The organism is Planktotalea sp. (genome assembly GCF_050633725.1).
Taxonomy (GTDB): domain Bacteria; phylum Pseudomonadota; class Alphaproteobacteria; order Rhodobacterales; family Rhodobacteraceae; genus Planktotalea.
The window spans coordinates 169,343-189,135 of sequence record NZ_JBOEHB010000004.1; the positions used below are offsets into that span (position 1 = coordinate 169,343).

At 53.3% G+C, this 19,793-nt stretch carries 22 protein-coding genes; 9 read left to right on the forward strand and 13 right to left on the reverse strand.

Going from position 1 to position 19,793, the window contains the following annotated elements; translation table 11 throughout:
* The first annotated feature begins 2 nt into the window (after positions 1–2).
* The 4 genes from ACRBCU_RS05540 (at position 3) to ACRBCU_RS05555 (ending at position 4,473) form a co-directional block, all read left to right on the forward strand.
* The gene (locus ACRBCU_RS05540) at positions 3–776 is read left to right on the forward strand and encodes a DUF6478 family protein (protein WP_431364378.1); all 774 of its coding nucleotides are present in this window, start codon (positions 3–5) and stop codon (positions 774–776) included.
* A gap of 45 nt (positions 777–821) precedes the next feature.
* Positions 822–1,205: a hypothetical protein gene (locus ACRBCU_RS05545; protein ID WP_431364379.1), complete on the forward strand. Its 384-nt coding sequence runs from the start codon at positions 822–824 to the stop codon at positions 1,203–1,205.
* Positions 1,206–1,321: 116 nt separating this feature from the next.
* Complete coding sequence (locus ACRBCU_RS05550; protein ID WP_431364380.1) at positions 1,322–3,349, forward strand: FAD-dependent oxidoreductase; 2,028 nt, start codon at positions 1,322–1,324, stop codon at positions 3,347–3,349.
* A 218-nt stretch (positions 3,350–3,567) separates the two neighbouring features.
* Positions 3,568–4,473, forward strand: a complete 906-nt coding sequence (locus ACRBCU_RS05555) for a LysR family transcriptional regulator (RefSeq protein ID WP_431364381.1) — start codon at positions 3,568–3,570, stop codon at positions 4,471–4,473.
* Positions 4,474–4,571: 98 nt separating this feature from the next.
* On the opposite strand, the gene rsmD is transcribed toward ACRBCU_RS05555, so the two are convergent.
* The gene (rsmD, locus tag ACRBCU_RS05560; protein ID WP_431364382.1) at positions 4,572–5,147 is read right to left on the reverse strand and encodes a 16S rRNA (guanine(966)-N(2))-methyltransferase RsmD; all 576 of its coding nucleotides are present in this window, start codon (positions 5,145–5,147) and stop codon (positions 4,572–4,574) included.
* Positions 5,144–6,355 carry an NAD(P)/FAD-dependent oxidoreductase gene (locus ACRBCU_RS05565; RefSeq protein WP_431364383.1) on the reverse strand — a complete coding sequence of 404 codons (1,212 nt, stop codon included), beginning with the start codon at positions 6,353–6,355 and terminating at the stop codon, positions 5,144–5,146. The genes rsmD and ACRBCU_RS05565 overlap by 4 nt, the downstream gene beginning before the upstream one ends.
* A 93-nt stretch (positions 6,356–6,448) precedes the next feature.
* On the opposite strand from ACRBCU_RS05565, the gene ACRBCU_RS05570 reads away from it, so the two are divergent.
* The gene (locus ACRBCU_RS05570) at positions 6,449–6,937 is read left to right on the forward strand and encodes a peroxiredoxin (RefSeq protein ID WP_431364384.1); all 489 of its coding nucleotides are present in this window, start codon (positions 6,449–6,451) and stop codon (positions 6,935–6,937) included.
* Between the two features lie 29 nt (positions 6,938–6,966).
* Here the strand turns inward: ACRBCU_RS05570 and ACRBCU_RS05575 are convergent, their stop codons facing one another.
* From ACRBCU_RS05575 to mnmD, 6 genes are all read right to left on the reverse strand, one after another.
* On the reverse strand, positions 6,967–7,257 hold the full coding sequence (locus tag ACRBCU_RS05575; RefSeq protein WP_431364385.1) for a 4a-hydroxytetrahydrobiopterin dehydratase: 291 nt from the start codon (positions 7,255–7,257) through the stop codon (positions 6,967–6,969).
* Entirely contained in the window at positions 7,254–8,441 is a 1,188-nt protein-coding gene (locus ACRBCU_RS05580; protein WP_431364386.1) for a GNAT family N-acetyltransferase, read from the reverse strand. The genes ACRBCU_RS05575 and ACRBCU_RS05580 overlap by 4 nt, the downstream gene beginning before the upstream one ends.
* The gene (locus ACRBCU_RS05585; protein WP_431364387.1) at positions 8,438–9,208 is read right to left on the reverse strand and encodes a glycerophosphodiester phosphodiesterase family protein; all 771 of its coding nucleotides are present in this window, start codon (positions 9,206–9,208) and stop codon (positions 8,438–8,440) included. Before ACRBCU_RS05585 ends, ACRBCU_RS05580 begins: the two co-directional genes overlap by 4 nt.
* Positions 9,205–9,669 (reverse strand): RidA family protein, encoded by a 465-nt coding sequence (locus ACRBCU_RS05590; RefSeq protein ID WP_431364388.1) that lies wholly within the window; start codon positions 9,667–9,669, stop codon positions 9,205–9,207. The genes ACRBCU_RS05585 and ACRBCU_RS05590 overlap by 4 nt, the downstream gene beginning before the upstream one ends.
* Positions 9,670–9,731: 62 nt before the next feature.
* Positions 9,732–10,607: a DMT family transporter gene (locus ACRBCU_RS05595; protein WP_431364389.1), complete on the reverse strand. Its 876-nt coding sequence runs from the start codon at positions 10,605–10,607 to the stop codon at positions 9,732–9,734.
* Positions 10,604–11,272 carry a tRNA (5-methylaminomethyl-2-thiouridine)(34)-methyltransferase MnmD gene (mnmD, locus tag ACRBCU_RS05600; protein ID WP_431364390.1) on the reverse strand — a complete coding sequence of 223 codons (669 nt, stop codon included), beginning with the start codon at positions 11,270–11,272 and terminating at the stop codon, positions 10,604–10,606. Before mnmD ends, ACRBCU_RS05595 begins: the two co-directional genes overlap by 4 nt.
* Positions 11,273–11,323: 51 nt before the next feature.
* Here mnmD and ACRBCU_RS05605 point away from each other — a divergent pair, with 51 nt between their 5' ends.
* On the forward strand, positions 11,324–12,370 hold the full coding sequence (locus tag ACRBCU_RS05605) for an NAD(P)/FAD-dependent oxidoreductase (RefSeq protein ID WP_431364391.1): 1,047 nt from the start codon (positions 11,324–11,326) through the stop codon (positions 12,368–12,370).
* On the opposite strand, the gene ACRBCU_RS05610 is transcribed toward ACRBCU_RS05605, so the two are convergent.
* The 3 genes from ACRBCU_RS05610 to ACRBCU_RS05620 all read right to left on the reverse strand — a co-directional run bounded on the left by ACRBCU_RS05610 (position 12,367) and on the right by ACRBCU_RS05620 (position 14,689).
* Positions 12,367–12,909, reverse strand: coding sequence for an NADPH-dependent FMN reductase (locus ACRBCU_RS05610; RefSeq protein WP_431364392.1), 543 nt, complete (start codon positions 12,907–12,909; stop codon positions 12,367–12,369). The genes ACRBCU_RS05605 and ACRBCU_RS05610 overlap by 4 nt on opposite strands.
* Before the next feature lie 145 nt (positions 12,910–13,054).
* Entirely contained in the window at positions 13,055–13,723 is a 669-nt protein-coding gene (locus ACRBCU_RS05615; RefSeq protein WP_431364393.1) for an OmpA family protein, read from the reverse strand.
* A gap of 96 nt (positions 13,724–13,819) precedes the next feature.
* On the reverse strand, positions 13,820–14,689 hold the full coding sequence (locus ACRBCU_RS05620) for a methylated-DNA--[protein]-cysteine S-methyltransferase (RefSeq protein ID WP_431364394.1): 870 nt from the start codon (positions 14,687–14,689) through the stop codon (positions 13,820–13,822).
* 121 nt (positions 14,690–14,810) lie between these two features.
* Here ACRBCU_RS05620 and nth point away from each other — a divergent pair, with 121 nt between their 5' ends.
* The 3 genes from nth to ACRBCU_RS05635 all read left to right on the forward strand — a co-directional run bounded on the left by nth (position 14,811) and on the right by ACRBCU_RS05635 (position 18,010).
* The gene (gene nth, locus ACRBCU_RS05625; protein WP_431364395.1) at positions 14,811–15,464 is read left to right on the forward strand and encodes an endonuclease III; all 654 of its coding nucleotides are present in this window, start codon (positions 14,811–14,813) and stop codon (positions 15,462–15,464) included.
* Positions 15,461–16,453 carry an adenosine kinase gene (locus ACRBCU_RS05630; RefSeq protein WP_431364396.1) on the forward strand — a complete coding sequence of 331 codons (993 nt, stop codon included), beginning with the start codon at positions 15,461–15,463 and terminating at the stop codon, positions 16,451–16,453. Before nth ends, ACRBCU_RS05630 begins: the two co-directional genes overlap by 4 nt.
* Positions 16,454–16,594: 141 nt before the next feature.
* Complete coding sequence (locus ACRBCU_RS05635; RefSeq protein WP_431364397.1) at positions 16,595–18,010, forward strand: calcium-binding protein; 1,416 nt, start codon at positions 16,595–16,597, stop codon at positions 18,008–18,010.
* 17 nt (positions 18,011–18,027) lie between these two features.
* Here ACRBCU_RS05635 and ACRBCU_RS05640 read toward each other — a convergent pair whose 3' ends face one another.
* Positions 18,028–18,909 carry an exonuclease domain-containing protein gene (locus ACRBCU_RS05640; RefSeq protein ID WP_431364398.1) on the reverse strand — a complete coding sequence of 294 codons (882 nt, stop codon included), beginning with the start codon at positions 18,907–18,909 and terminating at the stop codon, positions 18,028–18,030.
* Positions 18,910–18,915: 6 nt separating this feature from the next.
* Complete coding sequence (locus ACRBCU_RS05645) at positions 18,916–19,734, reverse strand: sulfotransferase family protein (RefSeq protein ID WP_431364399.1); 819 nt, start codon at positions 19,732–19,734, stop codon at positions 18,916–18,918.
* Positions 19,735–19,793: the final 59 nt, after the last annotated feature.

Genomic DNA, 19,793 nt, shown 5'->3' on the forward strand with positions numbered 1-19,793 from the left:
CCATGGCCCTGGAAAAAACGTCATTGCTAGGCAAGCTATTGTTCCAGCGCTCTTTGCGACGTTGGGCGCGCATTGCCGATGGCGCATCCAAAGCGCCAATTTCCGTTCTTCGCCGTCAACGCGGAAACGCACGACAACTTTTGGTTCATCTCAATCGCTTTGTGCATGTTGCAGACAACCGATTGGCGTTGCCACTGATCGGTAGCCAAGCAATTCAAAAATCGCATGATTCCGATTGGGCTTGGCGCCCCGAAGCCTGGGCAGGACCGCTGCCTGTGCAAGGCATGGCTTCGGTCCCGACAAAATCCATGCTGGGGCAGGAATTATCCCTGCATCACGATTGCGAACTTTCGGAATTATCTCTGCGGCAAGTGCGCAATACACGCGAGGCCGATTTAGCGCCCTACGGCCTGCGCATGGATGTTTTCAAATTCGATGGCTCGTTCTTGTCGTTGGTTATCGACTTTCCACAAACAAGCGTCGACGGGTTGCGCCGCAAGCATCTTGTCCGTCTCGAACCAATCATCGAAATGGAAAAGCCACTCGAGATTTTCGCGCGTTTGAACATCAAGCACGGGCCGAACACTGAACAGGTTGTTCGTGAACTGCCGCTGAATGATAGCGTCCCCATGGTCGAATTTGATCTAGCCTACACCAAACTAAATGAAAAACGCGTCGATAGCATGTGGCTTGATCTGATCTTTGAGGGGCCGCAAATGAACCAGATCACCTTGCGTGATTTGACACTTAGCCGCCGTCCAAGGGCGGAATTCTAATCGATTGCCTAAGCGATCAAAACGAACAGATGGAAGAACCGTTTCATGAGTGCATTTGAGCTTAGCAAAACCCGCCTGTTTGAAGGCGTCTGGGAAGGGCTTTTGTCTGCGACGGACGAGACTGCAACCCAGCCTGACATTGGCGTCACGCATCTGGAAAAACCGCTCGGGGCCCTTGATCTAAAAGAAACCGGTGAGCCGAACCAATGGGCGCTCCGCGTCCCAATTCCAGTAGAGTTGATTGGCGATGGTGCGCAGACCTTCTTGATATTCGATAAGGACACTGGCGAAACGCTGGATAGCTTTACGATTATTGCTGGCGATGCCGTAACCGATGACATCCGCGCCGAAGTTGCCTTGCTACGCGCCGAACTGGATCTGCTAAAGCGCGCTTTCCGCCGTCATTGTGTCGAAACATCGGAAAACTAACCGACGCGCCTCCCGCCTGACCTTACTAGACGCTTACGTAAAGCAAGGTGACGCTGCGTTTAGCGTGACAGAGCGTCATGGCATGCGCACTCTGCCTCCAAATTTGGGAGATTTCGATGACACAATACCCGCATATGCTGGCCCCGCTTGATCTAGGTTTTACAACGCTGAAGAACCGCGTTCTGATGGGGTCGATGCATACCGGCCTTGAAGAAAGTAAAGACTGGAACCGCGTCGCTGAATTTTATGCAGAGCGCGCACGCGGCCAAGTGGCGCTGATTGTGACAGGCGGCATGGCCCCAAGCAAGGAAGGCGGCGTTTTCCCTGGTGCGGCGGGTCTTTTCAGCGATGAAGACATTGCCAACCATAAGATTGTCACAGATCGCGTACATGACGCTGGTGGCAAAATCGCGATGCAAATTCTGCACGCTGGGCGTTATGCCTATGGGCCTGAATGTGTATCAGCAAGTCCAGTGAAGTCCCCGATCTCTCCTTTTCCACCCAAGGAGCTGGATGAGGACGGGATTGAGAAGCAAATCAATGACTTTGTAGTAGCCTCAACCCGTGCACAAGAAGCGGGCTATGATGGCGTCGAAATCATGGGGTCAGAAGGCTATTTCATTAACCAGTTTCTAGCGCTTCACACGAACAAGCGCACCGATCGTTGGGGCGGCGCTTATGAAAATCGCATGCGCCTGCCTGTCGAGATCGTGCGCCGCGTGCGCGAAGCCGTGGGCGAAAACTTCATCATCATCTATCGCCTCTCGATGATAGATTTGGTTCCCAATGGATCGACATTTGACGAAGTTGAGCTGCTTGCAAAAGCAGTTGAAGAGGCTGGCGCGACAATCATCAATACTGGCATTGGCTGGCATGAGGCGCGAATCCCGACAATTGCAACTTCCGTTCCACGTGCGGCTTTTGCATGGGTGACCAAGAAATTGATGGGAAAAGTGGGCATTCCGATCATCACATCCAACCGCATCAATACACCAGAGGTTGCAGAAGAGGTGATCGCCGGCGGCTCGGCCGATATGGTATCGATGGCGCGTCCCTTCCTTGCTGACGCTGATTTTGTACAGAAATCAATGGATGGAAACGCCGCCCAGATTGCCCCTTGCATTGGATGCAATCAAGCCTGCCTCGATCATACGTTTGGCGGTAAGATGACGACCTGCCTTGTAAACCCACGCGCGTGCCATGAAACTGAGCTCACGATTGAAGTCGCGGCATCCGCCAAGAAAATTGCAGTTGTTGGCGCAGGTCCAGCAGGTTTGAGCAGCGCACTCACCGCAGCAGAGCGCGGACATGCGGTAACGCTGTTTGATCGCGCGCCCGAAGTGGGCGGGCAATTGAACATGGCCAAACAAGTCCCCGGCAAAGAAGAGTTCTGGGGTCTCGTCGATTGGTATCGCACCATGCTTGAGACCAGCGGCATCACTGTAAAGCTGAATACGGAAGTAAGCTCTGACGATCTAGCCGGGTTCGACGAGGTCATCATAGCGACAGGCGTTGTGCCGCGCGACCCCGCGATCGAAGGTCAAGACGCGCCCAATGTGCTCTCATATATAGATGTGCTGCGCGACAAAGCAGAGGTCGGCAAGCGCGTCGCCATTATTGGTGCGGGTGGTATTGGTTTTGATGTTGCAGAAGCGCTTGTTCATGAGGGCGTTAGCCCGACGGAAGATCTGGAGGCGTGGAAAGAGGAGTGGGGCGTCGGAGACCCATCAGAAACCGCAGGTGGCCTTGCCCCCAAAGGCCCGCAACCAGACGCCCCTGCGCGCGAGGTTACGCTCCTACAACGCAAATCCAGCAAGCATGGTAAAGGCCTTGGGAAGACGACAGGCTGGATTCATCGCGCGGCTTTGAAAATGAAGGACGTTCAGATGTTAGGCGGGCTTAACTACGAGCGTATCGAGGCTGACGGTATTTATGTTTCATTTGGAGAGACGCGGGAAAACCCTCAGTTGATCGAAGCCGACACAATTGTGATGTGTGCAGGCCAAGTCCCCGAACGCTCTCTCGCGGATGCCTTGGAAGCGAAAGGTGTTCCTTGCCATATCATTGGTGGGGCAGACGTCGCCGCAGAGCTCGACGCGAAACGTGCTATCAATCAAGGGACGCGCTTAGCGGCCTCTCTTTAAGAAGAAGGAGCGCGCCTAAGGGCGCGCACAGTATGTTTTGAGTGGGGGCGCTGCCCCCATTCCCCCGAGATATTTGTAGACCAAAGAAGTCCTTGGCTTTGTTTCCACGCCGCTAACGATCCGCGACAAAACCCTGCTATTGTCTAGCGAGCGCCCCAATCGCGCCCTGATTGAACTTCATACCTTGCGTCAGACATAGGAACGTAAAGGTAGACGAAATGGATCGCCTCACAGAAATGGAAGCCTTCGCCACGGTTGTGGATCAAGGTGGATTTACAGATGCAGCAAAGAAGATGGGGATTTCAAAATCCGCCGTTTCCAAGCACGTCTCTTCATTGGAGGCACGCCTCGGCGCGCGCCTTTTGAATCGCACAACGCGCCGGGTTAGCCCCACTGAAATCGGCCTAGCCTATTATGATCGCGCACGCCGTGTTCTGAACGATGCAGGCGAAGCAGACGCTTTGGTCACATCCATGCAATCGGCACCATCGGGATTGCTGCGCATTTCTGTGGCGACCGATTTCGGTGTTAACCACCTTAGTCCAGTACTAGGCGATTTCCTGTCCGAATTCCCTGACATCACGGTCAACATGGTTCTCAACAACCGCTATGTCGAGCTGATCTCAGAAGGCTTTGATATGGCCGTGCGCATCGGTGAGCTGGAAGACAGCACTTTGCGTGCACGCAAATTGACCGAGACCACAAAACGCATGATCGCTTCCCCCGCCTATTTTGAGAAATATGGCCGCCCCGAGAAGATCGATGACCTGAATGATCACAAGCTGTTGCATTACTCGAACCAATCGAGCGGAAACGTGTGGAAGGTGACTGCTCCATCAGGTGAAAAACGTCAAATCCGCACTGCTGGTTGGCTAAGCGTTAACGATGGTCAATCACTCCTCAACGCGGCGATCGCTGGCCTTGGCATCGCCTATTTGCCAAGCTTCTTATATTCCGAAGCAATGGAGCAAGGCTTGGTTGTGGATGCTATTCCCGAGCTTCCAACCGAGACCCAAGGCATCTACGCGGTTTACCCTCCCGGGCGCTTCACCCAGCCTAAAGTGCGCGCCTTTATAGACTTTCTTGTCCATTCTTTCGCGGCAAAGGGCCCGTCAGATTGGTAAGCGCCATCTAAGTTTCTATTGTCTCCCTCGACCAAACTGACCCCATGCGTCCCGCATTGGGGTCATTTTTTTCTGGCGTTGCTTGGCTAATGCGGCGGCTAGAGAGCAATCGACGGCGCGCGTCGCAAAAATGTAATGTTAGTCGCGCCAAACCCACGTGTTTCCAGCATTTCACATCCAGTTGGCAGTTTGATTTGAGCGCTTTCTTCCCAAAGGATTAACGCGTCATCGGCAATCCAGCCTTTTTCTAGTGCAGCGTTGAGCGCAGCTTCGCCAAGTGCCTTTCCATAAGGCGGATCAAGAAAAACCAGATCGAAAGGCGCACCAGAGTGCGCGCCCAATCTGGTCGCGTCGCGCCCAACCAGTTGCGCGCGATCGGCGCATTTACAAAGCGCAATGTTCTCACGGATCAAGCTTTGACCCTTTCGACCGCTTTCAACAAAGGTAACATCTGCTGCACCTCGTGACAGCGCCTCAAGCCCCAAGGCACCCGTTCCTGCGAACAGATCAAGCACCCGAGCCTGAGAGATCGGATCGCCGTATCGCCCCCCCATCAGAACATTAAACAGGCTTTCTCGGACACGATCTGTTGTTGGGCGCAGATGGGCCCCAGCATCGCCTTTGCCGACAGAGGCAAGAGCGCGACCGCGAAACTCTCCGCCGATAATCCTCACGCTTTCATCAGCGCTTTCATATCGGTTTGCGGATCCGCAATCGCGCTTGGCGCAGGGGATTTACCGCTTTCAATCAATCGCTTCCCGATCATGTAGTTTCTTGGGTCGTTCATTGCATCAACCGCCAAGAGTGTCTCACCTTTGTAATACCAGAAAGAGACAGCAGCCCCATTTGGATCACGCCGCGCAACGATGTTGTCATAACCGATATTCAAACCAGCGATCTGCAGTTTGACGTCATATTGATCAGACCAGAACCACGGTTTTGGCGTATACGTTTTACCTGCCCCCATCATGTTTTCCGCGACGGCCTCTGCCTGATCAATCGCGTTTTGTACGCTTTCCAATCGCCGGCGCGCGCCACGCATTTCAAACGATGCGCAATCGCCCGCAGACCAAATGTTTTCGTTGGATGTGCGCCCTTGTGCGTCTACTGCGATGCCATTGTCAATTTCTAAACCAGCCGCCTCGGCAAGCGCGATGCCTGGCGCAATGCCTACACCGACAATCACGAAATCGACCTCAAGCTCGGTCCCATCCACGAGTTTCGCGCCGCTCACGCGTGTCTCACCCGTCAAGCAATCCAGCCCGACGCCTTCGATGATATTCACTCCATGGCTTTGGTGCAGTGTGCGGAAGTAATCAGAGGTTTCAGGCGCGGCAACACGTTGTAAAATGCGGTCAGCCATTTCAACAAGAGTTACTTCAACGCCAAGCTTTCGCGCGACGGCTGCTGCTTCGAGACCGATGTAACCACCGCCGACAATAAGAGCGCGTTTGCCGCTTTTGAACTCCGCAGCCATCGCATCGACATCTGCCAAGCTGCGTACCGTATACACGCCCTGCAACGCGCCGCCAATTGAAGCAGGCAAAGTGCGCGCCGCAGATCCTGTGGTCAGCGCAAGCTGGTCATACTGGATAACTTCATTGTCCAAATGCACTTCGCGTTTAACCGGATCAATGCGGGTAACAGCAACCCCAGTCCGCAAATTGATATTCTGATCCGCATAAAAGCTTTCTGGGCGGAGAAACAAGCGCTCCAGCGCCATATCGCCAAGCAAATAAGCCTTCGACAAAGGTGGTCGCTGGTAAGGCGGCACAGCTTCGTCACCAATTAGGGTGATTTCACCATCAAAGCCAGAATTGCGCAACTTGGCTACGAGTGATGCACCTGCTTGGCCTGCTCCGATGACAACAAAATGCGCCATTTTTGCGATCCCTTCTTTTTATTGGTGGCTCTTGTCTTTGGAGACCCTATAACTTTGCAATACACAAACGCAATTCCAACAAAGGGTCCAGCAATGACAATTTCTATAGGCGATCGCCTACCTGCGTGCACATTGGTGCAACTCGGCGACAAGGGTCCAACCGCTGTTAGCTTGGCAGACAAGCTTGAGGGGCGAAAAGTTGTTTTGTTTGCGGTCCCTGGCGCATTTACACCAACGTGCCATTCCGCTCACGTCCCCAGCTTTATGCGTACAAAGGACCAGTTCGTAGCCAAGGGCGTGGACGAGATCATTTGCATTTCAGTGAACGATCCTTTTGTGATGAAAGCATGGGGTGATTCAACAGGCGCTGCGCAGGCAGGCATCACGATGCTATCCGATCCAGAAAGTGCTTTGACCAAGGCGATTGGAATGGATTTTGACGCCCCCCCAGCAGGTTTGCTCGCACGCTCCAAGCGTTACGCGATGGTGGTCGAGAACGGCGTGGTCACCCATCTCAACCTAGAAACAAGCCCAGGCGAATGTGAAATTTCAGCCGGTGAAGGTTTGCTCGACGTAATGTAAGGCCTTAGCTGACAGAAACGTGCGGCAAGCTAGAGACTATCAAACTTGCGTGCCAGTTTTACATCTAGCGCGCCTAGGCCATCCACGCTGTGGGTGGTCAAAACCACATGAACTTTGTTGTAAACGTTGAACCATTCAGGATGATGGTTCCACTTTTCCGACCAAATCGCCGCCCGTGTCATCCATCCAAAAGCATCCGCGAAATTTGCGAATTTGAAGTGTTTTTCAATTGCATCACGCCCATCAACCATAGACCAGCCATTGGCAAACAATGGCTCTAACAGCGGCGCGCGCGTCTCAACAGATAGCTTCTCGCTCATTCCTGCTCTTTCACTTGGCTTCGCTTAAATGGACCGTAGTCAGTGAGCACTTCGATGTCTTGTTCCACGGCTTCGCGCTCGGCCACCAAATAACGCGCTATGGCATCTGCAAACCCAGCGTCACCGACCCAGTGCAACGAATGCGTCGTCACCGGGAGATACCCACGCGCGAGTTTATGCTCGCCCTGAGCGCCAGCTTCGACGCGGCTGAGCCCGCGCCCAATTGCTTCATCAATTGCGCGATAATAACACAGCTCAAAATGCAGGCAGGGATGATCCTCTGTGCAGCCCCAATACCGCCCAAAAAGAGCATCGCGCCCAATGAAATTCAAAGCGCCTGCAACGGGGACACCATCGCGCTCGGCCAGATAAAGAACAACGTCATCTCGCATCGTGTCTTGCACGAGGTCGAAGAATTGACGCGTTAAGTAAGGCGTGCCCCATTTGCGCGCACCAGTGTCCTGATAGAATTGCCAAAACGCATCCCAATGTTCGGGTTTGATCTGCTCCCCTGTCAGACTTAGCACCTCACCACCAAACGAATTGGCTTTCTCGCGTTCCTTGCGAATGTTCTTTCGTTTGCGAGAAGAGAGCGACATCAGAAAATCGTCGAAACTTGTGTACCCTTTGTTGATCCAATGAAACTGCTGACTGGCGCGTGCCATCAATCCCATTTGGCTGCCTGCGCGCATTTCCTCTTCGGTGCAAAACGTGATGTGAAGAGAAGACAGCTCATTGTTCGCAGCCAGTTGCACAGCACCTTGGATCAAAGCGGCTTGGCCTGTTTCTTCAAAATCTGGCCGAACCAACAAACGCCGTCCTGTGACAGGGGTAAAGGGCACCGCGATTTGAAGCTTGGGATAATAACACCCACCCGCGTTTTCATAGGCATGCGCCCAATTGTGATCGAAAATATACTCGCCCTGAGAATTGGATTTCAGATAGAGCGGCGCAACCGCGATCAGAAGGCCATTTGCCTGAGCCAGTAGATACTGGGGTTGCCAACCTGTGCCCTGCCCGACCGATCCGCTGTTTTCTAGCGCAAGCAAAAAGCGATGCGTTGTAAATGGATCTATGGGTGCACCGCCCGCGCCCGTTTCGGGGCAAGCGCAGGCATCCCAGTCAGCGGCTTCTACTTCGTTGAGCGATCCAATGACCTTTATTTCGACTTCAACGTCGCTCATTGGTCTGGAAACTTGGCCAAATATTGCTCGAATGTAATGTTGTCGGCGACCTTGCGCGCTTCTTTTTCTTGCTGTTCGCTTTTGACCGTCCAACACAACACATCCACGCCTCGGCTCTTTAATTTGGCCACATGCTTGCTTGTGAGGTCAGCAATTCCATGTGAAATAAAGCTTGCGCCAATGTCATCGAAATCTGGGATTTTCCGCAGTCTTTTTCGCGTTTCTTTGGGTAAATAGAGCCATGACTTCGATCTAAAGTCACTCGTCACTATCCCGCGCGTTACGTCTGGCGCGTATTTGCCCATTAGCTTCACTGAATACGGGTTGAACGACATCACCGCGAGCGCACCTTTATAGCCAGCAATATCACGCGCAACAGCTTGCTCTAGCAAGCCAACATTCGGCCCCATAGCCCCGTCTTGGTCCTTAATTTCGATAAGCAACGGCACACGACCAGAAACCAGCGAAAGTATCTCAGGCAACCCCGGGATGCTTTCGTCATTGCCACGTAGACGGATTTTACCTAGCTCATCTGACGTGCGTTGACGAATTGGGCCTTTTGCTTCTGCAAGCCGCGCCAGATCATAATCATGAAAAACGATCGCCTTGTCATCCGAGGATAATTGCACATCAATTTCAACACCATAGCCAGCATCAATCGCGGCATTTATCGCCGCGCGGCTGTTCTCAGGACGCCCTTTGGACACATCGTGCAACGCGCGATGTGTCAGTGGCACCGTCAAAAACTGTGGATCTAAACGGTTCATTTGATTTGGAAAATGCCTTCGATTTCAACCGCAACACCGAATGGCAATGAGGCTGCAGACACGGCAGAGCGCGCGTGACGCCCAGCGTCGCCCAAGGCCTCAACCATAAAGTCGGATGCGCCATTGACCACTTTGGGCTGGTCACCGAAGTCCGCTGTGGAATTCACAAAGCCAACCAGCTTCACGACGCGGACGAGTCGATCCAGATCACCGCCGCATGCGGCTTTGGCTTGCGCCAACAATGAAATTGCGCAGGTACGAGCCGCCGCGGCACCTTCTTCCGCGCTCATCGTTTCGCCGAGCTTGCCTGTGATGAAACCGTCAGGACCGTTCGAGATTTGCCCCGAAACATGAACAAGATCACCGACTTGAACAAAAGGCACGTAGTTGGCGGCAGGTGCTGGCGCGTCAGGCAAAGTGACGCCCAGTTCTGCAAGTTTAGCTTCGAAGTTTCCGCTCATGGTGAGGCTCTCCTATCAGATGTTTAGCGCAGGCAATCATGCGCAGGGATAACGTGCAAGCCTCAAACAGCGCGCGCTTTGGCACGTTCGCGCAACAAGGCAAAAACGCCGGCTGAAACGATCAATGAAGCGCCAATGACAATGTTCGCGCGCAATTCTTCTGCGAAGATCACGAACCCAAGGGAGGAGGCCCAGACCAATTGAAGATAAGCAAAGGGTTGTACTGCGCTAGCCTCTGCGACCTCGTAGGTTTTGATCAGCAAAAAATGACCCCCTGCGCCTGTCATGCACAAAAGCGCCATCCAAAGCCAATCCGGCGGTGACAAAGGTTCCCAAAAAGCGAAACCTGCAAGCGTCATGAACACTGCGCCCGACGCCCCTGTCCAGAAAAAGCTGGTCGCGGCGCTGTCTTTACGCGCGACATAGCGCGTTAGAAGCCCATAAAGTGCAAACATCAATGCTGACATCAAGGGGATCAACGCCAGTGGTGAAAACACCCCTGTCCCCGGTTGCAGGATGATCAACATTCCAATGAACCCGACGCCAATTGCGCTCCAGCGGCGCCAGCCGACTTGCTCGCCAAGAACAACGCCTGACAACGCGGCGATGATCAAAGGATAAGAGGCAAAGATCGCATGGCTTTCGATTAGCCCGAGATAAACAAACCCCTGAACCGCTACACAAATTTCCGCGCAAAGCAATGCGCCCCTGAAAATCTGAAGCTTAGGTTGTTCGGTGCGCACAGCGTTGCGCAATCCCCCCTTTGCACGCGACGCAATGGCAATGACAAAGGCAGCGAAAAACCAATACCGGATCATCACGATCATCATAACGTTGTATTCGCGCGCCAGATGCTGCGAAATTCCGTCCTGCATCGCAAAGACAAAGGTCGTTGCGATCATTAGCCCGATGCCAAGGGGAGCATTGTTCTGGCTCATGGGCGTTTTCGTCCAACGCTCATGTGGCGTTTGCGGCCAAAACCAGAAATTCGCTCAACGTCAAAACCAGCGCTCTCTAATGAACGCCTTACATGACCCGCTGCAGTGTAGGTTGCGACGGTTCCTTGGGCGTTCGTATGTGCGCCAACGGCATTCAGCAGCTCAGCCCCCCAAAGCTCCGGATTTTTTGCAGGGGAAAACCCGTCCAGAAACCAAGCGTCTGCTTTTTCTTGCCAAAGAGGAAGCATATCGCGCGCATCCCCCGTGATAAGATCAAAATGAAGGTCGGCGAGCCGCGCGCCCGTCGACGTCAGGTTCTCCAAAAGCTCCGCAGATAGCGCTACAAGCGTTGGGAACGCCGCAAGAGCGGTCCGCATTTGATCAATTTCCAGAGGAAAGGCTTCGAAACTGGTGAACCGAAGCGGCCCTTCAATGCCGCTATCTCGCCAAGCCTGCCAGACCGTTAGCAAGTTCAATCCAGTGCCAAACCCAAGCTCGGCGATGCTAAATCCTGGCGCAAACCGCGCAGGCAGATCGTTGCCAGCTAAGAAAACATGACGCGTTTCAGCCAGCCCATCCTGCAATGAGAAATACGGATCATCAAAACGGGTAGAAATTGGAACACCTTCGTCCGTCCAATCCAAGCTGTCTATCTGGTCGTTCATAGTTTCATGCCTTACTAGCGTGTTTAACGCATTGGACATGAGGCAGAGCAAATGGCAATGGCAGATATCACCGTCTATGGCGCTGGCATTTTCGGGCTAGGTGTTGCTTGGGCTTGCGCTGTGCGCGGCGCTAAGGTGCAAGTGATTGATCCCTATGGTGTCGGCTCTGGCTCCAGCGGCGGCGTTGTCGGTGCCTTGGCCCCCCACACACCTGAAAATTGGAACGACAAAAAGCAGTTTCAGTTTGAAAGCCTGATGCTCGCCGAGCCCTTTTGGCGCGGCGTTGAAACTGCCGGCGGGCTTTCGACAGGGTATGCACGTTCGGGGCGGTTGCAGCCCTTGAATGACACCCGTGCATTGGAGTTTGCCGAGGCGCGCAGTGAGAATGCAAAAACGTTATGGCAGGGGCGCGCGAGGTTTGACATCGTTGCCGCTGACAGTTTTGGCGATTGGGCACCCAAAAGCGAAACAGGCCTACTTGCGTTCGATACGCTAAGCGGGCGAATGCATCCGCGAATGACCTGCGCGGCCCTTGTCGCAGCATTGCAGTCAAAGGGGTGTACTATCGCAACAGACGGTAAGCCCGAGGGCAAAGTTATCGAAGCGACAGGGTGGCGCGGACTACTGAGGCTCGCCGAGGAAATGGATCAACCCGTCGGAAACGGTGTCAAAGGGCAAGGCGCGGTTCTCGATTTCGCAGCAGGGCGAGATGCGCCGCAGCTTTTCGCAGACGCGCTGCATATTATCCCGCACTCAAATGGAACAATCGCTATCGGATCCACCACGGAGCGCGATTTTGATGATCCCGAAAGCACCGACGCGCAGCTTGAAAGCGTGATTGACCGTGCGCGCTTGGCCTTTCCCGTCTTAAAAGACGCCCCCGTGATAGAGCGTTGGGCAGGCGTGCGTCCGCGCGCCAAATCGCGCGCGCCGATGATTGGACATCATCCTACGCGCGAGGGTGCATTTATCGTAAATGGCGGGTTCAAGATCGGCTTTGGCATGGCACCGAAGCTAGCGGAAATCATGGCCGATCTTGTTCTTGATGGCATTGATCAAATCCCCGAAGGGTTCAAGCCTGAAGCGTCCATTCGCTAACGACGGGTCGCAATATCGCGTAGCGTTGCGACCACGCCATCAAGGTTTTCCTGATACCTTTCGCTTTTCAGCGTACCATCTTCATTAAATTCACCATGGGCTCCCGCAATCAGAACCGCTGGCGTTGCCAAGACCGCAGCGCCCAGCGGAGCAAGGCAATTGCGGGTCATGTAGTAAGAAGTCTCTCCGCCGGTGCGTCCTGCTGCGGCGCCAATGACCAAAGTTGGCTTGCCACGAAAAGCGTTACCTGGAACGCGGCTTACCCAATCCAGCGCATTTTTGAGAACGCCAGAAATACCTTTGTTATATTCAGGGTTCGCAATGATCACTGCATCAGCCTCGGCGATTTGCGACGCGAGCTTTGTAACCGCTTCAGGTATGCCTTTTGCTTCCAAGTCGCCATCAAACAAGGGCAGGTTCAGTTCTGCGATCTGCGCGTCTGCCTCGCCGTAAGACGTAATCGCCGCTTTGAGCAACATAGTATTGAACGAAGCGTCACGAAGCGAGCCGGACATACCGAGAATTTTGGGAATAGTCATAGAAGGTAACCTTTCAAAGCAATTTCAATGCTCAACGTGCCGTGCGCGTGGCCCAACATCAATCGCAAGTCGCGCAGAGCCAATGTGCAAAAAAGTAAAGCCCCGCTAGATAAGCGAGGCTTTTGTTCAAAATTGCCAAGGCGCGTTAGCTTGTTGGCAAAATCACGATTTCGACGCGGCGGTTCTGCGCCTTGCCTTCTTCGGTCAGGTTGCTTGCAACAGGTTGATCTTCGCCGCGGCCGATTGCCTGCAAACGTCCAGCAGGAACACCTGCACCTGACAGAACATTCGTTACAGCGTTTGCACGATCAACGGAAAGGCTTTGGTTATAGCCCGCTTCGCCAGAGCTATCTGTGTGGCCGATGACTTGAACTGTTGAATCTGGATAGGATTGAAGGTTGTTCGCAACCGCGACGAGGTCACTTTGCAACCCGCCTGTGAGCGTCGCACTGTCAGACGCAAACAGAATGTCCTGTGGCAGCGTGACGATCAAACGATCACCCGTGTTCGTGATGGTCACACGATCATTGCCAAGACTTTTTTGCAAATCAGCCGCTTGTCTGTCCAAAACATTGCCGATAGCCGCGCCGCCAGCTGCACCGATGACAGCGCCTTTAAGTGCGTTTTGCTTCTTTTCCTTGCCGTCATCGCCAGTCACCAAACCCGCCAAAACGCCAACGCCAGCACCAATAGCAGCGCCCGTTCCGGTTTTACGGAAGTCGTTGTTGTTAGACATTGTGTCTGGGTTTGAACAAGCTGTTAGGGCCAGCAAGGATGCGGCAGAAACCGCGAAAAGGGAGTTTACTCGTTTCATTTTATGCCTCGTATGCTCTCTCCGTTACTCGGAGCTGCCGCATACATAGCAGGTGCGAATCAGTTTCCCAATATAGGTTTTCGGGGAATTTCGGCGTTATTTCGCCAACGACCCCGCCAAAGTTTCGCGCTCAGCGCTCTCATAAGCCAGCATCGCGCGTTTGATCGGAGTGCCCCAGTGATACCCGCCCAGCTCTCCGGACTTACGCAGCGCGCGGTGGCACGGGATCAACCAACTGACCGGATTTTTGCCGACCGCAGTGCCGACCGCGCGTACCGCCTTGGGGCTCCCGACGGCGCGGGCGATGTCCGAGTAGGTGGTGACATGGCCGCTTGGAACTTGAAGCAAGGCTTCCCAAACTTTGATCTGGAACGGCGCGCCGATCAAATGCAAGCGCTGCTCGCCGCTCCCCCCAAAGGCCGCCTCAACCCAAGGCGTCAAAGCTGCCGCATCTTCATTGAACTCAGCCGCCGGCCAACGCGAGGCCATGTCTTGATAGCTTGTGCCTTCGCCAGTTTCTTCTGCAAAGGCCATGCCACACAATCCAATTTCAGTTCCCATAGCCAAAACGCGGCCAAAGGGACTGTCGAACCAACCTGTTTTGATAGTCAGGCCTGCGCCACCTTTGGCGTAATTTCCGGGACTCATCGCTTCCCAACGAAGAAACAGATCATGCAAACGACCGCCCCCAGAGAGCCCCGTTTCCACCGCCGTTTCCAAGGTGGAATGATGCGAGCGAAGCAGTGTTTTCGCGTGATCCAGCGCGAGGAACTGCTGATACCGTTTCGGCGACACGCCCACCCATTTGGAAAAAAGCCGCTGTAAATAGGCAGGGCTCAGGTGCATTTCTTCAGCAAGCGCTTCGAGCGAGACAGGCTCTTCGCTGTTGTCCAAGCGATCAATCGCGCGGCGCATAAGCTTGTAATGATAGCTGGCCTCTTGGCCATGAGATACATGTGTGTTCATTGGTGTAACATAGGCAAAAGGCACCTTTCGAGCGATCCGTTTTTTGCTCAAACACGCCCGTTATGCGATTTCCCAGCGCACCCCTTGCCGCACGCCGGTACAAAAGGCATACCCCTGCCCCATGACAAAACCTGCAAAACAGCTTTCTTACCACACGATCCGCGAGATATTTACGCGCTTTCAGGCCTCCGAACCCGAACCAAAGGGCGAGTTGGATCACGTGAACGCCTACACGTTGGTAGTGGCTGTGGCGCTATCTGCACAATCTACCGACGTAGGTGTAAACAAAGCGACAGCCGAGTTATTCAAAATAGCCGATACTCCGCAAAAGATGCTCGATCTTGGGTTGGATGGCGTGATCGAACATATCAAGACCATCGGCCTTTATCGCAACAAAGCCAAGAACGTCATTAAGCTGAGCCAAATTCTGGTCGATGACTACGGCGGCGAAGTGCCCAATAGCCGCGCTGCGCTGATCTCGCTACCCGGCGTGGGTCGCAAAACCGCCAACGTGGTTCTGAACATGTGGTGGCAATATCCGAGCCAAGCGGTCGACACCCATATCTTTCGCATCGGCAATCGCACGGGCATTTGTCCTGGCAAAGATGTTGATGCCGTTGAAAGAGCCATTGAGGATCACATTCCTGTCGATTTTCAACAGCATGCCCATCATTGGCTCATTTTGCATGGCCGCTACATCTGTAAAGCACGCAAACCCGTGTGCACAAACTGTATCATAAATGATCTCTGCCCATTCGAGGACAAAACAAAATGAAGACTTACAAAGTTGTTGGCATCGGTAACGCCGTTGTGGACGTTATCACCCAAAGCGATGACAGCTTTCTGGCCAATATGGGCATTGAAAAAGGCATTATGCAGCTGATCGAAAAGGATCGCGCAGAGGTGCTTTATGGCTCTATGTCGGATCGCACGCAGGCGGCGGGTGGCTCTGTTGCAAACACCGTCGCTGGCATTGGCTCGCTCGGGCTGCGCACGGCATTTGTTGGCCGCGTCAGCGATGACGCGCTTGGCAAGTTCTACGCCAAAGCGATGACCGATGAGGGAACCGATTTCGTAAACGCGCCTGTTGAGGGCGGCGAGCTGCCGACGTCGCGTTCGATGATCTTTGTTTCCCCTGATGGTGAGCGTTCGATGAACACCTACCTTGGAATTTCTGCGGAACTCGGTCCCGAAGATGTCTCCGAAGCGGTTGGTGCAGATGCGGAGATTGTTTTCCTTGAGGGGTATCTGTTCGACAAGGACAAGGGCAAAGAAGCCTTCATCAAACTAGCGCGCGCTTGCCGTGCTGCGGGTGGTAAAGCGGGCATTGCGATCTCTGACCCCTTCTGCGTCGAACGTCATCGCGCCGATTTCCTTAGCCTGATTGAGAATGAACTCGATTACGTGATCGGCAACGAGGAAGAGGTGAAATCGCTCTTTGAAACTGACGATCTGGAAGAAGCACTGAGCAAACTTGCCGCGATTTGCCCAATGGCGGTTTGCACACGCTCTGGCGACGGTGTTTCCATCCTGTCCGGCGAGCAACGCATCAACGTTCCTGTCGATAAGATCGTTCCAATTGACGCAACTGGTGCTGGCGATCAATTCGCGGCTGGATTCATTTTTGGTTTGGCAACTGGGCGCGATTTGGAAACCTGCGGTACCATGGGTTGCATTTGCGCGCGCGAAGTCATTGGCCATGTAGGACCGCGTCCCAAGGCAAATATTTCGGCATTGTTCCGCGAAGCGGGATTGCTTTCCTAAGCGCTTGAAATACTTATACAATTGGCCCTAGGCTGAAACACTGCGTTAGGTTAACCTTAACGCAGTTTTTTAGTTTTTTAGGACAATTAAATGGCAGATATTTTCGTAACGAGCGTATTGACCACTACGCAAACCCCATAGGTGAGCAACGATCTTGTTCAGGTGACCCGAAGCGGAAGCATTCTCGTCAGCGGAGACGACGGCATTTATTTCGATATTGGCCAAGTCCAAGTTGTGATCGATTCATATGTAACTGGCGACGACGGCATAGACATCGGAAGCAACGGCGACCAAAGTTCTGTGGTTATTAGCCAGTTCGGCGTCGTCACTGGTTCGGGTGCCGGCGGCTACGGGATTCGATCCTATGGCGACGACTTAAGCTTGACGAACAATGGTATCATCTCTGGTGCCGCAGGACTTCATTTACGCGGCGACAGCGCTCACGTTGTTAACAACGGCACGATCAGCGGTACGGAGTCGAATGGCGCCTATGGAATTGGAATTTTGTTCGACGATCCTTACAATTTCGTCGAAAATCACGGAACGATTTCTGGTTGGCGCTACGGTATCCAAACGAGTTCCTTTGGGGACATAGGTAATATCGTGAATTATGGCTCCATCGCTGGCGGATCCGTTGGGATCGACATTACCAGCGCTAGTTCAGATCAAAACGAGATCTATAACTACGGGAGTATTTCAGGCGGCAAACAGAATATCATCGGCCATTTTGGTATTAGCAACAATGGAAACAACACGGTCATCCATAACGAAGGCATAATCACACAAGGCATTGAATCTGACGGCAACGGTGCCATGATTAGAAACCTTGGCTCGATCTCCGATGGTATCAATGTGAATGGAGCCAACAGCACGCTAAACAATTCCGGCACTATAACTGGCGATGTCAGCATTACCGACATAGAAACGATTGTCCGCAATTCGGGTACGATTGATGGCGATTTAACCATAGATGCTTTTGGCACACTTTACCGTGGGCAAGGGGACGGCGTGGTCACAGGTGTTATTCAGGGCGGCACGGGCGAAGACAGTCTTTATGGCGCGTCAATGGACGACGAAATCAGCGGTGGCGATTCTGCAGACATTATCCATGGACGCCAGGGCAATGACAGTCTGTTCGGCGAAGAAGGTGACGATACGATAAAGGGCCATCTCGACGACGATACGATCGAGGGAAACAAAGGCGTTGATTTCCTTGTTGGTGGAAAAGGCGATGATACGTTGAGCGGCGGCAAGGGCGATGACACGATCATTGGCGGGCGCGATGATGACGTGCTGACTGGAGACGGCGGCGACGATGTCTTCGTGTTTAAAAACAATTCTGGCTATGATGAAATTACCGATTTCACCAACGGCACGGACAAGATCGATCTGAGCCGCTTCGCCGTGAACGTCACCGCGGACCTAACCGCTGCAAATGCCATTCTGGAAAACGGCGCAGGTTCAATGATTGACCTGTTTGCAATTGGCGGTAATGGCATCATTTACGTCGAAGACATGACAGTCGCGCAATGGAACAACGCTGACTTCATATTCTAAATGCAACGCTTCCGAGGCTAGGTAGATTCCTTCAGCATCACAAGAAAGCTATGCTCTTCTAGTATCTGAATATCATGCCCAGTCTCGGCGAGTTCTTCCGCCTTGCGATGTTTGGCGCTTTTCTTGCGCCCTAACGGCAAAACGAGATCATAGCCGCCAACGACAACAACGTCGGTTTTCCGCGAAACACTGGATTTCACCGCAAACCCGTGTGCAGCAGCGTTATCCGCAATATGTGGACGCGGTGTTTCCAATTGCCCAGTAAATACAACGGATTGCCCGAAAAACGCTCCGTTTTCGTCCCCTGTGCGGGTCTCGCTTTTGGGGTAGTTTTTAGGCGATGGCAGGCTCAATTCTTGAAAGCTTAATCCTGTGCGTTCTTCGGCAAGAAGCACAACTTCTGCGGCGGCGAGCGCATCTTCACCTGCGTCGTGGTGGTTGAAATTCAACCCAAGTTCGACTTTCAAATTGCCAAGCCCATGCCCACCGTTACCGCGAAATTCAGGCCAAGCGCGACGCGCAATTTTGACGCTATCGATCCAGTTTAGATCAGGCTCGGCCAGGCCATAAGCTGCGCAGGCAGCGCCAATCGCGCGTTTGTCGAAACTGCTATGTTGCACGATCGTGTGCCGCGCAAGCAGTGGGAGAACCGCCTCAAAAAACGTCGGAAAGATTGGCGCGCCCTGCACGCGCGCGGCATCGATCCCGTGCAGTTGAACATTAAACGCCGAAAAAGGCGCTTGAGGGTCAATATATTCGCATATGGTGACACTCGGCCCGGTCTCAGGGATACAGGCGATACCGATTTGGCAGATGCTGGAGCTATCCCCATTCGCCGTTTCCACGTCGAGCGCGACAAAGCGAAAATCGCGCTCGAGTATTTCGCCGACATCTTTCACGTGCGTTTAGTCACCCAGCTTGGCGTGGACCTCATCCAGATCAATTTCCGCAATTGGCATCTTGTTGCTTGGGTCGTTGAAATCATACTTGAACAGTTCGAAATCGCGTTTGTAGATTTCATAAACCAGATGCATCGACAGATCGTCGAAGTAATCCTCAACGGGATGCGCGCGTTTGGGGCCGTGCCCTTCGCTCTCGTTGAAACGTGGGATAGCCGTAAGATCGACCGAGTTGGGTACATTGATTTTATCGAGAACCTGTTGCATTCCATCGTTGAATTGCTCGGTCCAGAAAATCTTGTCATAGCGCCCACCGTTTACGATGAACGTTGAGATGTGACCCGACATAGCCGACCAGTGAATATCTGGGTCCATCGGGCGACGCCAACGGATGGTGTCGCGTGCGAACAAAAGGAAACGGCGAAAACTGGCGATCTGGTCAAACTCTTGTTTGCCATCTTCGCCGCCAACTTCGATTCCATATTTTTGCGTCAAAAGTGGAACAAGCTTGCCGCGATAGCGTTTGCCGTTGCGCTGGATGCCGCAGATCTTGTCAAAGAAGGACGACAGAATTCGTGTGTAAGGATTTCGCACGCAGGTAAATGCATATGACTGATGCGCTTGAACATTTGCAGTGATCACCGGTTGGCTTTCATCGAGCGCCCATTTGTGCATGCCGCCAGTCGCGTCATGGATGTCACCGTCGAAAAACTCGCCATGATCCGAGTAATACATAATCTGTCCGATGGTCGAGCAGGCGCATTTCGGAACAACGCGGTAGACGACGCTCTCACTCTCGGTCATCCAAGTGCCGGGAAAACCCATATTCTTTTGCCTCCGGCGGCAACTTGCCGCCAATTGATTACTTTATATTCACTTACCCC

What these genes read in the sequence shown, in the direction of transcription:
- ACRBCU_RS05540 (WP_431364378.1), top strand. Translation starts at nt 3, where the DNA reads ATGGCCCTGGAAAAAACGTCATTGCTAGGCAAGCTATTGTTCCAGCGC.
- ACRBCU_RS05545 (WP_431364379.1), top strand. Translation starts at nt 822, where the DNA reads ATGAGTGCATTTGAGCTTAGCAAAACCCGCCTGTTTGAAGGCGTCTGG.
- ACRBCU_RS05550 (WP_431364380.1), top strand. Translation starts at nt 1,322, where the DNA reads ATGACACAATACCCGCATATGCTGGCCCCGCTTGATCTAGGTTTTACA.
- ACRBCU_RS05555 (WP_431364381.1), top strand. Translation starts at nt 3,568, where the DNA reads ATGGATCGCCTCACAGAAATGGAAGCCTTCGCCACGGTTGTGGATCAA.
- ACRBCU_RS05565 (WP_431364383.1), bottom strand. Translation starts at nt 6,355, where the DNA reads ATGGCGCATTTTGTTGTCATCGGAGCAGGCCAAGCAGGTGCATCACTC.
- ACRBCU_RS05570 (WP_431364384.1), top strand. Translation starts at nt 6,449, where the DNA reads ATGACAATTTCTATAGGCGATCGCCTACCTGCGTGCACATTGGTGCAA.
- ACRBCU_RS05575 (WP_431364385.1), bottom strand. Translation starts at nt 7,257, where the DNA reads ATGAGCGAGAAGCTATCTGTTGAGACGCGCGCGCCGCTGTTAGAGCCA.
- ACRBCU_RS05580 (WP_431364386.1), bottom strand. Translation starts at nt 8,441, where the DNA reads ATGAGCGACGTTGAAGTCGAAATAAAGGTCATTGGATCGCTCAACGAA.
- ACRBCU_RS05585 (WP_431364387.1), bottom strand. Translation starts at nt 9,208, where the DNA reads ATGAACCGTTTAGATCCACAGTTTTTGACGGTGCCACTGACACATCGC.
- ACRBCU_RS05590 (WP_431364388.1), bottom strand. Translation starts at nt 9,669, where the DNA reads ATGAGCGGAAACTTCGAAGCTAAACTTGCAGAACTGGGCGTCACTTTG.
- ACRBCU_RS05595 (WP_431364389.1), bottom strand. Translation starts at nt 10,607, where the DNA reads ATGAGCCAGAACAATGCTCCCCTTGGCATCGGGCTAATGATCGCAACG.
- mnmD (WP_431364390.1), bottom strand. Translation starts at nt 11,272, where the DNA reads ATGAACGACCAGATAGACAGCTTGGATTGGACGGACGAAGGTGTTCCA.
- ACRBCU_RS05605 (WP_431364391.1), top strand. Translation starts at nt 11,324, where the DNA reads ATGGCAATGGCAGATATCACCGTCTATGGCGCTGGCATTTTCGGGCTA.
- ACRBCU_RS05610 (WP_431364392.1), bottom strand. Translation starts at nt 12,909, where the DNA reads ATGACTATTCCCAAAATTCTCGGTATGTCCGGCTCGCTTCGTGACGCT.
- ACRBCU_RS05615 (WP_431364393.1), bottom strand. Translation starts at nt 13,723, where the DNA reads ATGAAACGAGTAAACTCCCTTTTCGCGGTTTCTGCCGCATCCTTGCTG.
- ACRBCU_RS05620 (WP_431364394.1), bottom strand. Translation starts at nt 14,689, where the DNA reads ATGAACACACATGTATCTCATGGCCAAGAGGCCAGCTATCATTACAAG.
- nth (WP_431364395.1), top strand. Translation starts at nt 14,811, where the DNA reads ATGACAAAACCTGCAAAACAGCTTTCTTACCACACGATCCGCGAGATA.
- ACRBCU_RS05630 (WP_431364396.1), top strand. Translation starts at nt 15,461, where the DNA reads ATGAAGACTTACAAAGTTGTTGGCATCGGTAACGCCGTTGTGGACGTT.
- ACRBCU_RS05645 (WP_431364399.1), bottom strand. Translation starts at nt 19,734, where the DNA reads ATGGGTTTTCCCGGCACTTGGATGACCGAGAGTGAGAGCGTCGTCTAC.